Origin of the sequence: Mesorhizobium sp. LSJC280B00, from assembly GCF_000502835.1 — a bacterium.
In the GTDB taxonomy this organism is placed as follows: Bacteria; Pseudomonadota; Alphaproteobacteria; order Rhizobiales; family Rhizobiaceae; genus Mesorhizobium.
The window spans coordinates 63,022-75,576 of the sequence record NZ_AYVL01000012.1 but is presented as its reverse complement, the minus strand read 5'-3'; the positions used below and the strand labels follow the sequence as shown (position 1 = coordinate 75,576).

General features: G+C 61.0%; 15 protein-coding genes. 5 read left to right on the top strand and 10 right to left on the bottom strand.

Going from position 1 to position 12,555, the window contains the following annotated elements; all coding sequences use genetic code 11:
• Positions 1-439: 439 nt before the first annotated feature.
• From ggt (X773_RS57245) to X773_RS57220, 6 genes are all read right to left on the bottom strand, one after another.
• Positions 440-2,032, bottom strand: coding sequence for a gamma-glutamyltransferase (gene ggt / locus X773_RS57245; protein ID WP_023677397.1), 1,593 nt, complete (start codon positions 2,030-2,032; stop codon positions 440-442).
• Between the two features lie 21 nt (positions 2,033-2,053).
• A complete protein-coding gene (locus tag X773_RS57240) occupies positions 2,054-2,773 on the bottom strand; it encodes an ABC transporter permease (protein WP_023677396.1) in 720 nt (239 codons plus the stop codon).
• Positions 2,770-3,483 (bottom strand): ABC transporter permease subunit, encoded by a 714-nt coding sequence (locus tag X773_RS57235; RefSeq protein WP_023677395.1) that lies wholly within the window; start codon positions 3,481-3,483, stop codon positions 2,770-2,772. The genes X773_RS57240 and X773_RS57235 overlap by 4 nt, the downstream gene beginning before the upstream one ends.
• A gap of 85 nt (positions 3,484-3,568) precedes the next feature.
• Positions 3,569-4,414: a transporter substrate-binding domain-containing protein gene (locus X773_RS57230; protein WP_023677394.1), complete on the bottom strand. Its 846-nt coding sequence runs from the start codon at positions 4,412-4,414 to the stop codon at positions 3,569-3,571.
• A gap of 85 nt (positions 4,415-4,499) precedes the next feature.
• A complete protein-coding gene (locus X773_RS57225; RefSeq protein ID WP_031211973.1) occupies positions 4,500-5,171 on the bottom strand; it encodes a GntR family transcriptional regulator in 672 nt (223 codons plus the stop codon).
• Positions 5,172-5,684: 513 nt separating this feature from the next.
• The gene (locus X773_RS57220; RefSeq protein ID WP_023677392.1) at positions 5,685-6,062 is read right to left on the bottom strand and encodes a hypothetical protein; all 378 of its coding nucleotides are present in this window, start codon (positions 6,060-6,062) and stop codon (positions 5,685-5,687) included.
• Positions 6,063-6,228: 166 nt separating this feature from the next.
• Here X773_RS57220 and X773_RS57215 point away from each other — a divergent pair, with 166 nt between their 5' ends.
• Together X773_RS57215 and X773_RS77360 are read left to right on the top strand one after the other, a co-directional pair.
• Positions 6,229-6,471 (top strand): hypothetical protein, encoded by a 243-nt coding sequence (locus X773_RS57215; protein ID WP_023677391.1) that lies wholly within the window; start codon positions 6,229-6,231, stop codon positions 6,469-6,471.
• 217 nt (positions 6,472-6,688) lie between these two features.
• Positions 6,689-6,922: a hypothetical protein gene (locus X773_RS77360; RefSeq protein WP_023677390.1), complete on the top strand. Its 234-nt coding sequence runs from the start codon at positions 6,689-6,691 to the stop codon at positions 6,920-6,922.
• A gap of 165 nt (positions 6,923-7,087) precedes the next feature.
• Here X773_RS77360 and X773_RS57205 read toward each other — a convergent pair whose 3' ends face one another.
• Positions 7,088-7,279 carry a DUF3606 domain-containing protein gene (locus X773_RS57205; protein WP_023677389.1) on the bottom strand — a complete coding sequence of 64 codons (192 nt, stop codon included), beginning with the start codon at positions 7,277-7,279 and terminating at the stop codon, positions 7,088-7,090.
• Positions 7,280-7,689: 410 nt separating this feature from the next.
• Here X773_RS57205 and X773_RS57195 point away from each other — a divergent pair, with 410 nt between their 5' ends.
• Positions 7,690-7,989, top strand: a complete 300-nt coding sequence (locus X773_RS57195; RefSeq protein WP_023677387.1) for a DUF1236 domain-containing protein — start codon at positions 7,690-7,692, stop codon at positions 7,987-7,989.
• A gap of 139 nt (positions 7,990-8,128) precedes the next feature.
• Positions 8,129-8,578: a hypothetical protein gene (locus tag X773_RS57190; protein ID WP_023677386.1), complete on the top strand. Its 450-nt coding sequence runs from the start codon at positions 8,129-8,131 to the stop codon at positions 8,576-8,578.
• Between the two features lie 198 nt (positions 8,579-8,776).
• Here X773_RS57190 and X773_RS79310 read toward each other — a convergent pair whose 3' ends face one another.
• Positions 8,777-8,959, bottom strand: a complete 183-nt coding sequence (locus X773_RS79310) for a hypothetical protein (RefSeq protein WP_023677385.1) — start codon at positions 8,957-8,959, stop codon at positions 8,777-8,779.
• Between the two features lie 11 nt (positions 8,960-8,970).
• Between X773_RS79310 and X773_RS79305 the strand changes: the two genes are divergently transcribed.
• On the top strand, positions 8,971-9,177 hold the full coding sequence (locus X773_RS79305) for a hypothetical protein (RefSeq protein ID WP_023677384.1): 207 nt from the start codon (positions 8,971-8,973) through the stop codon (positions 9,175-9,177).
• A gap of 64 nt (positions 9,178-9,241) precedes the next feature.
• Here the strand turns inward: X773_RS79305 and ggt (X773_RS57180) are convergent, their stop codons facing one another.
• Both ggt (X773_RS57180) and rhaI read right to left on the bottom strand, forming a co-directional pair.
• The gene (ggt, locus tag X773_RS57180) at positions 9,242-10,978 is read right to left on the bottom strand and encodes a gamma-glutamyltransferase (protein ID WP_023677383.1); all 1,737 of its coding nucleotides are present in this window, start codon (positions 10,976-10,978) and stop codon (positions 9,242-9,244) included.
• A 279-nt stretch (positions 10,979-11,257) separates the two neighbouring features.
• Complete coding sequence (rhaI, locus tag X773_RS57175) at positions 11,258-12,550, bottom strand: L-rhamnose catabolism isomerase (RefSeq protein ID WP_023677382.1); 1,293 nt, start codon at positions 12,548-12,550, stop codon at positions 11,258-11,260.
• Between the last annotated feature and the right edge of the window lie 5 nt (positions 12,551-12,555).

Genomic DNA, 12,555 nt, shown 5'->3' with positions numbered 1-12,555 from the left:
CTCTAAATTGCCTGGTGATCGGAGCTTACTAGGAGTGCCGAACCATACCATCATCCATCTGAATGACTGTCGGCACCACGGCACGCGTGTTTGGGCGCTGAACAGGGCAACGAGTTCAGGCCGAGCGGGCGCTTTTGGCTTGACGCGACACAAACGCGACATTCGGCCTAAAATTTGAACAATATCAATCACCGACAGCGAACTGAAAATCCGCATGTCGGTGGTTCGAATCCGCCTCTGGGCACCATTTTTCCCTGTACGGCCCGGAGATATGGGTAACAGTTTGTACCTAAGACATGGGTGACAACCTCGCGCCGATCGGATTGTCGATGGCGTGCAAGAATTATCTGGACCATGGCGCCAGCGGCTCCTGCTCGCCGGCCAAATGTCGATGAAGAGCATCTTCGGCATCTTGGCTCCCGCTCTGGCCATAACCGCTCTACAGACCGAGGGCGCAGCCGTCCTTGCGCGGTTCAGAACCGCCCAGCAGGGTCCCGTTTGCCCAATCGATGCGAATGGCCTGCGCACCGCCGATCGGGTCCGTGGCGGGAATGATTTCGAAACCGCGTCGGCTAAGTTCAGCTACGGTTTCGCCAGCGAGCCCGTGTTCGGCCTGGACGTTCATGGTGCCGCTGACGGGGGCGACCCGCGGCAGATCAATCGCCTCCTGCAGATCCATCCCGAAATCGAGCACCTTCGTCAGCAGGTGCGCGTGGCCCATTGCCTGGTAGTAGCCGCCCATAACGCCGAAAGGCATTTCTGCCCGGCCGCCTCTCGCAAGCATCCCGGGTATGATGGTATGCAAAGGTCGCTTGTTCGGCGCCACTGCATTGGGGTGCCTGGGGTCAAGCGAAAAGCTTTGCCCGCGATTGTGCAAGACGACACCGGAGCGTGGCGAGACCAGGCCCGAGCCAAAGCTGTCGAAGACCGAGTTGATGAAACTGACCGCATTGCGATCCTTGTCGACAACGGAAATATAGACCGTGTCGCTGTGCAGCGGCATATCGAACGCCGGCAGGTCCGCGCGGGCGCGCTTTAGGTCAATCATGCCGGCCAGACGATCGGCCCAGGCATTCGACAACATGTCGGCCACCGGGACCTCGGACGCATCAGGATCGGCGACGAGCAGGTCACGCGCGGCGTAAGCGAGGCGTGTTGCTTCGATTTCCAGGTGAAGCCGGTCCGCGGATTGCGGGTCGCCGTGCGCTTCGAAGCGCGAGAGGATGTTTAGAATGAGCAGCGCGATCACACCCTGGCCATTCGGCGGACATTCGAACACATCGCAGCCTCGGAACGCGGTGCTGATCGGGGTCACGTATTCGCCTGTTGCCGAGGCGAAATCTTCGAGTGTGTGCAATCCGCCGAGCCCACGAAGATAGGCGACCATGTCTCCGGCCACAGGGCCGGTGTAGAAGGCCTCTCGTCCCTTCTTGGCGATCAGCCGCAGCGTTGCAGCCAACTCAGGCTGGCGATGCACTTCGCCAACGCCTGGCGCGCGGCCGTTTGGCAGGAAAATCCGTTTCGCGGCTACATCGGAGGCCAGAAGTTCTTCTTCCAACGCCCAGTCACGATGGACCCGCGGTGAAATGGCGTAGCCTTCCTCGGCGAAACGTATAGCGGGGGCCAGGATTTGATCGAAAGGCATATGCCCGTGATCAGCGTGCAATCTGGTCCAGGCATCGATCGCTCCCGGGATGGTGACGGAGCCAGGAGAATTGCGGGCCACCTCCGCCATGCCACGTTCGAGGAACCAGTCAATCGTGAGGGCGGCGGGTGTCCTGCCCGATCCGTTGTAGGCGATGACTTCGCCGGATCCGTTTCGCGACAGAAGAGCGAAGCAGTCGCCCCCGATGCCGGTCGAGGCTGGCTCGACGACACATTGCACCGCGCAGGCTGCGATGGCGGCATCCATGGCGTTGCCGCCGGCCGCCATGATCTCCACCGCCGTCAGGGTCGCCGACGGATGAGAGGTGGCGGCCATGGCCTCGCGTGAAACGACGACCGAGCGCGTTGGTTTCTCAAAATTTCGCATGCTATGCCCTTCTGATCGTGCTCAAGAGGCGGCGTCGCTCATCGTCGAGGGGCGGTGCCGCAGATGCCGCGACATCCAGTATTCGAGTGCCGCCAAGGCACGGATGATCGCGAAGTTCAAAGTGAGATAAATGGCGCCCGCGCAGATGAAGACTTCAAAGGCGCGGTAGGTCTGGGCGATCAATCCCTGGGCAATTCCAGTCACCTCCATCAAGGTCACGATGGAAGCCAGAGACGTGCCCTTGATCATTAGGATGATTTCATTGCCGTAACTCGGCAGCGCCTGGCGAAAGGCCAGCGGCAGGATAACGTGCCGATAGGTCAAATAGGTGGACAGGCCGACAGACCGGGCCGCCTCGACAAGGCCGCGTGGCACCGATTGAATCGCGCCGCGGAGGATTTCGCTGCCATAGGCGGTGGTGTTGAGTGTCAGCGCGATGATTGCGCACCAGTAGGGTTCGCGGAAAACGGCCCATAATCCAATTGCCGACAGTTGGTGCCGGAACTGACCAAGGCCATAATAGGTCAGAAAAATCTGCACCAGCAGAGGCGTGCCCCTGAACACGGCAACGAAGCCACGGATCGGCAAGACGACGAAGGGCGATTCCGATTGCTGGGCAAGCGCCAATGTGACGGCAAGAACGAAGCCGGCAACGATGGAAGTCAGGGCCAGTTCCATCGTGAGCGGCAGGCCGGCGAGTAGCTTCGGCAGGATTTCGAGGAAAAAACTGAAATCTATCATGCCGACCGGACGCGCCACGGCGCCTTCCGTTCCAGACGGTAAAAGGCGTGGCCCGTGACGGAAGCGATAGCCAGATAGAGCAAGGCTGCAGCAATGTAGAAGATGAACGGTTCACGGGTCGAACCTGCAGCGATCTGCGCCTGGCGCATCAGTTCAACGAGGCCGATTACCGATATCAGCGACGAGTCCTTCAGAACCAACTGCCACACATTGCCGAGACCTGGCAGCGCGTATCTCAGGAGCTGGGGAAAAATAACCTGTCGCAGTCGCTGCAGCCGGTTGAGACCAAGCGCGCAAGCGGCATCGTGCTGTCCCTGGTCGATGGCGAGGTAAGCCCCTCGATAGACCTCGGCTTGATAGGCGCCCGAGATGATCGCGATAGCCAAGGTTCCAGTGGCAAAGGCCGGAACGCCGACGAATCCGGACCCGCCCAGGCTATGACCAAGCGAGGTCAGGGCGACGCTTCCTCCGTAGTAAAGCAGATAAATGGTCAGAAGGTCGGGCACGCCCCTGAAAACCGTGCAATAGCCAAGGGCCAAGAACCTCAATACCTTGGAGTTGCGGAGACGCCCGGCCGCTGCCAGCCCGCCAAAGACAGCGCCAAGCGCAAAGCCCAGCACAGACAGGAGCACTGTGACCGAGGCCGCCATGAGAAGAGCAGCCCCCCAACCTCCGTGCTGGAAACCAAGCAGCCGGAATGCGTCAACCATTGATACCCCCGGCATTGATACCCCCGGCAGGACGAACGGCTCAGCTCCGGAACGTGGTCAGGAATGGCCGTTCGCCGGCAAGCGCTTACTTGACTGGAGTGACGTCGCTCTTGAGCCATTTAAGTGACAGGGTTTTGATCGTGCCGTCGGCGGTCGCGGCGTCGATGGCGCCGTTGAGCATGTCTTTCAGCTTGGTGTCCTCTTTGCGGATACCGGCCCCGGAGCCAAGACCGAAGAGACCCCCGACAAATCCTGGTCCTGCAAGCGTATAGTCGCTGAACTCCGGCTTGCTCAGCGTGGCGGCCAGCGCTGTCTGTTGCGCGAAGAGCGCGTCGATGCGACCCGCGGCGAGATCGAGATCGTGTTGCTCGGTGGTCTTATATTCGCGAATCTCGGCGACGTCCGAGAAGTATTTTTTCACAAATTCCAGGTTCGCCGTTGCAGCCTGAACTCCAATGATCTTTCCCTTCAGCAATGGCTTGAGCTTGTCGATTGCCGCCTGCGCAGAGGCTTCATTCTCCAGCTTGAACCGCTCGTTGGAAATGCCGAGCTTGCCCAGTTCGCTATCCTTGGCGACCGCGAAACCTGAGGGATCCACCGCATATGGCTGGGTAAACTCAATGATCTTCAGACGTTTTTCAGTGATGAACATGCTCGCCATGATCACGTCGAACTTGCCGACGGTCAGCGCGGGGATCATGCCGTCCCAGTCCTGTGCGACGATCTTGCACTCGATCTTCATTCGCCCGCACAGATCATTGGCGAGATCGACTTCGAAGCCGTCCAGCTTGCCGTCGGCTGTTGTGAAATTCCAGGGCGCGTAGGCTCCTTCGGTGGCAATGGTAATTGCCTTTGGTGTTTCTTGTGCAACGGCGGCCTGGACCAGGCCGAACAGGACCGACGCAATGGCTGCGATGCGGCTAATTTTCATATCATTCTCCTCTTTTTGCCGGTATGGCAGTTCCCTTTCGTCGTGCCGGATTATCTTCCGGCTTCAACGAGTTAGATGGTATTCCCTAGCGGCGGCCGGGACTTGCGAAGTTGGCCAGAAGCGGCGCCGTCTCGACGATATGATCCCGCATGACGATCTCAGCCTTGCCGGCATCACCTGACCGCAGCACGTCGATCAGGATCTCGTGCTCGGCACGCGCGCTGGCGGGCTTGTCGACATAGTCGAACCAGATGCGCAGGTAGGGCTCGATCACGACGTGCAGGCTGGCGATCTGCCGGACCAGCTTGGGCCGGTTGCTCAATTGGCAAATCTGCAAATGGAAGGCCTGATGGCGCACGACCCAGTCGCTGCTGCCGGTCTGGCTGGCGCGCTCCATCCGGTCGAGCTGGCGTTCCAGTTCTTCAAGCACTTCGACATCGATGTGCGGCATGGCAAGCCTCACCGCCAGCCCTTCGAGCACCGAGCGTATTTCAAATGTTTCGTAGATCTCATCGAGGGTAAGCCCGGCGACGATGCAGCCACGGTTCGGGCGAATGAGCACAAGACCTTCCGCGGCCAGTTGGCGGAATGCTTCGCGAACCGGCATGCGGCTCATGCCGATTTCCGTCGCGATCTCTTCCGGGATCAGCCGGTCCCCGGCCCGATAACGCCCCATCCTCAGGGCCCGCTGAATGTGGCGATAAGCTTCCTCCTCGGCGGTCGTGATGCCCAACGGCTCGATTGCGTCAGCTGCCATGTCTTGGGTCCGATCAGAGCGTATCTGTGTATCCACTTATCCAGTTCTCGAAACCTGTGTCAAGCACCGATGCTTGGGCGCTTTGGAATTTCTCTTGTGAGAATAAGCACTTGGTAGGGGAAATCGGGCTAAGCACACTGTGATCGGCTAAGCCGCTGATCGGCCTACTTTTCAACATCCGGCAAAAAGGCCCGCCGCTCCATTTGCGAAGCGGCGAGGCCCCATATTCGGGGACGATTGCCGGGATTCCCCGGCATTGCCTACAGTGCAATTCAGGTGCCAGAATTGTTGACCCAAAACGGGTCACCGCACCGGAGGCGCGAGCGCGGACCTTCCGCGATCACGCTACTGCCGCGCATTGCCGTTCCTGCTATGTTACTTTGCGGCGGACGTAATTTTTCCGCCTGGCCGGCGCCCCATCAGGCAACTTACCCCAACGCGCCCCCCAAGTGGCGCCGGCCATTTTCCCCTTATTGGGGCATGGGCGCGCCGATTCCGTTATGCGCTTTCGAGCTATGGCAATCCGCCGGCGAGCCGCTTTGTCCAGCCTGCAACCATCAGTCCGCACGCGATTCCCGCGCAGTCGGCCACCCAGTCGAATAAATCCGGGTCGCGCCCTATCAGTTGCACGGCCTGAAGCCCCTCGATCGCCGCACCCGTGAGAACGAGGAGTACGATCAGCTTCGCCTTGCGTTCCGGCCAGCCGAGACTTCCGAGAGCCGCCAGGACGACGAAGGCGGCGGCGTGATTGAGCTTGTCGTGATCAAACGTGAAAGCCAGGCCAAGACCCTGCAGGAGTTGCTCCGGCAGAAGGGCGAACAGCAGAACGCCGGCAAACGCGGCCGGAAAGGCAATCCTTGCCACGATCTGATAAGAATCCAGGCGCAACAAGGATAGAATGGCCTTTCGTCCGAAATCTGCAGGGAACACCGGCCGCTGAATCGAGAGCGAGCGCTGCGTCCAATTTCCGCCGTCGGGGCGTCCGGTGCATCGTCAGAATGAATGAATGCCTCGGGTCAGCCGCTGGGCAGGCCGAACTGCTGGGGAGGGCTCTGCAATGGTGCGGCTTCCGCGATCACGCAATTACCTGCTGCGCCAGCGCGGCTACTATCTGGCTGCGGCGGACCTGATTTCCGCTTGGCCGGCGCTGCGTCAGGGCACCTTACCCCATGCCACACGAATCAGCGCCGGCCAGAATTCCATCGATTGCGTGATGACCGACCCGCGTCAAAAAAGCCCGCCGCCCTGTCGGACGACGGGCTCCGTTGCCTGGGCGCCAGGGCGCCGCGGTAGCGACTGATGTTACTAGTGCTCCCGCAGGTCTCCAATATGCTGCCGCCGCATGGCGTTGCGCATCGGCTAAACAAACGAAGCCCGCGCCTCTGGCGGAGGGCGCGGGCCGACCGGGTTGCACCCGATCTGCAGCAGAATCCTGGGAGGTTCCCGCTGCTTAAGATAACAATTAGAGACTTCTAATGTTCCGCGCCAGGGGAAGATGCCGCTGCACCAGAAATCTGATGATGGTCGGCGCGATGATGATCGAGCCGTCAGTTCGTGCGCAAGTCGATCTGGAAAATCCGCTCGTCGAAGTGCCGCGTTTCAACGGCAAAGGTCAAAGCCACTTCAAGGACCAGACCGCCACGGTCGTCCCGGACCTTGACTGCAATCCTGCGATGAGGAAGGCCATCCCTGGCCATCTCGGCCAATGTGCGAAGGGCTTCTTTCCTGAGCAGCGGGAGATCGTCATATAACGTTCCCTGATCGTCGGAATAGACGATTCCGTCTTCATCGGAATCGAAGAAGTAGCGGGGCATTGCGCTTGGCCGAAGCGGCGGCATCCGAGCACGTTGTCGATTGCTGGCCAGATCTCGGCCGATCGCGATCAGCGCCTCTCCACCGTTGGCTTCGCCGCCAGCTCACTTGCGCTCGCGCAATGCCTTCACCGCCTGCGAGAGGATCATCCGGTCGCCGCCGGTCCTTTTGATCAACTTGCTCACCTGGCTGGGCGAAACACCATTTTCCCGCGCGAAATGTTCGACCTCATAATATTCATCCGCCGAAACGCGATTGCGGTCGCTGAAGTCTCGCTTGGTCTTGTCGTCGGCCATTTCTGTTCTCCTCGCCTCAGGGCCAACTTTGGACTGACGCACGCTGCAATCGAGGGTTCGCCCGCCACCAAAGTGACGCGCGAACCCTATCGGCGCAGGAAGGGACAAGGCTGCGCAGATGCTGTATTCGATCGAAATGGAAACAGCCAGGATCGGTGCGAGCCGCCATCGATATTTTCCAAAGAATCCTCCCGGCACGTGCAGCCAGCAACGGCTAGGTGCCGCGGCGGTTCCGGGTCACGCGGCAAACCCGCCCTTTGCGCGCAAGGATCAGACTTAGGTCCTGCGGCAACACGTCGGTTGGTCCCTGCCGGGCGGGACCGAAGCCCGTCGACGGAACGTTTTCAGCTGCCTTCCGTTCGAATGAGCCTTGGCGCGAAGAGCGGACCGAGTTCGCAAAGGAGACGACCATGAGAATGCATCTTTCCACCGCGGTGGCGGGATTTTTGCTGCTGGCAGGCATCGGCGCCGCTGCAGCGCAAGACGTTGTCATCGAACCGCAGCAGGAAACGGTCATCAAGGAGTATGTGAAAAAGCAGCCGCTGGCCTCGGTGAAAATCCCTGGGGTGGAGCTCAACATCGGCTCGGCGCTCCCCGATACCGTCGAGCTTCATGAAGTCCCCAGTGTCAAATACCGCTATGTCATCGTCGACAACCGCACCGTCGTCGTCGACCCAGGCACGCGCAAGATCGTCGAGATCATCGAGTGACGTGAAAGCTCGGGCAGTCGTCGCCCGCCGCTCGGAAATGAGCGGCGGGCGACGTATGCGTTAGGCGGTTCCTCGGCGTCGTCGCTCAGCAGGAACCCGCCGTACCGTCGAGGGCCGGGGGGCCTCACAGGCAGTTTCAATGCGAACAATCAGCAGACTTTTTGATTCCCATGACCAGGCGGCGCGTGCCGTCGAAGCACTTCAGGCGGCAGGAATTGCGCGCCACCAGATCAGTATCATCGGACCCTACGACGACGAAATCGGCGCCGTCTTGCGCGGTCCAGGCACCGGTGCCGCTCTTGGCGCGGCAGCCGGTTTGTTGGCCGGCCTCGGCGCGTTCGATATCCCCGGCATCGATCCCCTCGGCGCGGGATGGCTGGCATCGGCCCTCGTCGGTGCAGCCTTGGGCTGTGTTGCCGGCAGACTTTTCGACACATTGTCCGATATCGGCAAGCAGCCAGACCAGACGAATGCCGCACCAGGTGTGATCCTGGTGCTGGCGCATGTCGATGAAAGGCAGGCCGACACCGCACAGGCGGTGCTTGGGGCTTCCGTTCAGGCAACGCAGTCTTTGGCCAGGGCGGCATGAAGATTCAGCTCGGGCAAAGCGCTTGACCAGGCCGCGCAGCGGGGCGGCGATCCAAGCGCGAATTCAAAAATCTCTGGCAAGCCGTCGCCAGAAAGTGTTGAACACCGTGCCGATCACATTCGGCGAGCGGTTGCGCTCGACGAGGCTTGATGATTTGCTGTCGGTTTGCGGAGAACGAATAATGCATGAGCCTGTCGGTCAAGACGAATATGGGTCGACCAGCCCGTTCGATCCGGACGATCTGTCGAGGTTGAACGCAATCGGCCCGAGCGCCGGCAGCAACGATTTCGAAAAATACGCAGTCGCCGTGATCATCGTGTTCGGCGCCCTGATCATCGGTGGCCTGATGGCTGCCGGCTTGAGCTTCGGGCGCCGCAGCACCTTCTTTTTNCGTGTTCGGCGCCCTGATCATCGGTGGCCTGATGGCTGCCGGCTTGAGCTTCGGGCGCCGCAGCACCTTCTTTTTCGCGCTTGGTGGCGCCACTGCAGCATGGATATCCGGCAATGCGCTTCTGCTCGACCGGCCGCGCATCTACGCCCTGTTCGTCGGCATCGCGGCGCTGATGCTGATAGCGTCGACGATCGCGCTGGTCACCTGAAGCAAGGCGCAATCTTCTTGTTGACCATGATCTTATCCGAAAACCGGTTCCCACTTTTTGGGGTTTAATACCCGATAGCCTTGCCGGCTGCGGCGCGGCTGTCGATGGCGCCATTGTAGCGGGCGCCGCCACCCTTCTCGATTTCCGCCAGGCTCTTGCCGCCGACCAGGATGCCGGCCGCCTGGCCCCAGGTCGTGTCGGCAAGATCGAGGCGGTAGCCCATGCCGGTAAGCAGCTTTTCGGTATCGGGCGACAGGCCGAAGGGTTCGATATAGACCGTGTCAGGCAGCCACTGGTGATGGATGCGCGGCGCGTCGATGGCCTCCTGGATGTTCATGCCGTGATCGACGACGTTGACGATCGCCTCCAGCGTGATGGTGATGATGCGTGAACCGCCGGGGCTGCCGATGACCATGAACGGCTTGCCGTCTTTGGCGAGGATGGTGGGGCTCATCGACGACAGCGGCGTCTTTTTCGGCGCAATCGCATTCGCCTCGCCCTGGACGAGGCCATAGAGATTGGGCACGCCGGGTTTCTGGGTGAAATCGTCCATCTCGTTGTTGAGCAGGATGCCGGTGCCGGCGGCGACGACGCCGGCGCCGAAAGAGCCGTTCAGCGTGTAGGTTACCGCGACGGCATTGCCGTCATTGTCGATGATCGAAAAATGCGTCGTCTCGTTGCTCTCGCCAAAGCCCTTCGGCATCAATTCCTGCGAGACGCCGGCCCGGAACGGATCGATCTTTTCGCGAATTTCCCTGGCGTAATTCTTGTCGAGCAGTTTTGCGACCGGATTGTCGATGAAGCCGGGATCGCCGAGCGCCGAATTGCGGTCGACATAGGCGTGGCGCATCGCCTCGACCATGACGTGAACCGTCTCGGCCGAACCGGCGCCGAGATAGGACAACGGATAGAACTCAAGCACGTTGAGGATCTCGCAGATGATGACGCCGCCGGAGCTCGGCGGCGGCGAGGAAATGATCTCGTAGCCGCGGTAATTGCAGGTCGCCGGCTTGAGCTCGCGCACCGCATAGTTTTCGAAATCAGCCCTGGCCAGAATGCCGCCCTTCTCGCCACTCGCCTTGACGATGGCGTCGGCGGTCGCGCCTTTGTAGAAGGCATCCGCCCCGCGTTCGGAAATGGCGGCAAGCGAAGCCGCGAGATCGGGCTGAACAAGGCGCTCGCCGACAGCATAAGGCTTGCCGTCCGGCTTGAGGAAAATGGCCGCCGCCGCTGGGTCCCTGGCCAACCGCTCCGCGCCGCCCTGGAGCGAGGCCGCATCGCCCTGCTCCAGCACGAAGCCTTCTTTGGCAAAGCGGATGGCCGGCGCCAGCAAGTCCTGCCGCGACAGCGTGCCGTATTTCTCCCGCGCCATTTCGAAACCAGCGACCGAGCCCGGCACGCCGACCGCCAGATAGCCGTCGAGACTGGCGCCTTTTACCGGCTTGCCGTCCTTGTCGAGATACATGGTTTTGGTCGCGGCCAGCGGCGCGCGCTCGCGAAAATCGAGGAAGGTCGAGCGGCCGTCCTTGAAGCGGATGGTCATGAAGCCGCCACCGCCGATATTGCCGGCGGTCGGATAGACCACGGCCAGCGCATAGCCGACGGCGACGGCGGCATCGACCGCGTTGCCGCCCTGCTTCAGCACCTCGACGCCGACCTCAGACGCAAGGTGCTGGGCGGTCACCACCATGCCGTGCTCGCCCTTCGCCGGCTGCGGCGAGGCGGCATAGGCGAGGAAGGGTACGAAGGTCAGGGTGAGGGAAAGGCTTACGGCGATTAGGGTTCGGCGGGTGTTGTGCATGGCCGTCCTCCGAGGCGTGGGGTAGGCCTAGGAAAGCGGTTTGGGGAGGCTGAGTCCACTGCTGATGATGGGAAGATTCGACGAGGCTTCGCGCCTTCTATCAACACCTGGGGTTCCTCGCCCCCATTCATGGGGGAGAGGAAGCCAAGCTGAACGCCGACAGGCAATTTTGTTCTTGCTTTGTGCCGGCAGCTATGCTACTAATCTGGCGGTGGTGCTAATTGGCTCCCACGACCCGCCCTTCCCCTTCGTGGCGGGTTTTTCATTTCGCAGCCACCTTCAAACAATCCCGCCGCCGACGCTCGCCACCGCCGGCCGTTCGGCTGCGACCTTCGCTCGGTAGCCGGCGGCGCGGTAGGCGGCGACCGGATCGATGGCGCCGCCGGTCTTCAGCCGCGCCATGGCAAGGATCGGCTCGACGTCGGTGCGATAGGCTATCTTCAGCGTCTGCGTCGCCATCAGCGCGTCATTGGCGTCCTGGAAACCTTCGAGCGCCTTGCGGTCGACCAGCAGCGCCTGAGCATAGGCGCGCTGCACCTCAATTGCCGACAGCATCAGGCTTTCGATCGGGTCGGTGACGTTGTGGCTCTGGTCGAGCATGTGAGCCGGATCGAACCCTTCTGCACCTGAAAGCTCGGCATCGACCAGTTCATTGAAGACGAGGAACAGCCGGTAGGGATCGATCGAGCCGGCGTCGAGATCGTCGTCGCCGTATTTCGAATCGTTGAAATGGAAGCCGCCAAGTTTCTTGAACTGGATCAGTCGCGACACGATCATCTCGATGTTGACGTTGGGGGCGTGATGGCCAAGGTCGACCAGACAGAACGCCTTGTCGCCAAGCTCTTTGGCGATGATGTAGTTGGTGCCCCAATCCTGCACGACGGTCGAATAGAAGGCCGGCTCGTACATCTTGTGCTCGGTGAACAGTTTCCAGCCGTCCGGCAGTCCGGCATAGATCTCCTTCATCGCGTCGAGATAGCGCTCGAATGCCTTGGCGAAATTGACCTGGCCGGGAAAGTTCGAGCCGTCACCGATCCATACCGTCAGCGCTTTGGAGCCCAGCGTCCTGCCGATCTCGATGCATTCGAGATTGTGCTCGACCGCCTGCCGGCGTGTTGCTGCATCGGCATGCGACAGCGAGCCGAATTTATAGGAAAGTTTTTGGTCCCTGGCGTCGGAGAAGGTGTTGGAGTTGATGGCGTCGAAGCCGAGGCCGAAGCGGGATGCCGCCTGCTTCAGCCGGTTCGGATCGGCCTTGTCCCAGGGAATATGCAGCGAGACGGTCGGCGTCGCCTGCGTCAATTGCCGGATGACGGCGCAGTCCTCGATCTTGTCGAAAATGTCACGCGGCTCTCCGGCGCCGGGAAAGCGGGCAAAGCGGGTGCCGCCGGTGCCGACGCCCCAGGACGGGATGGCGACGGCGAATTTCTCGACCTTGTCGCGGATGGCGTCGATGGCGATGCCGCGGCGGTCGAGGCGCTCGCCGAGAGACTCGTAGTCGCGCTTGAGATTGGCGTTGCGCGCGGCATTGTCTTTCTCGACAACATCGGCGGAGATGATGGTTTCGGACACTAAAG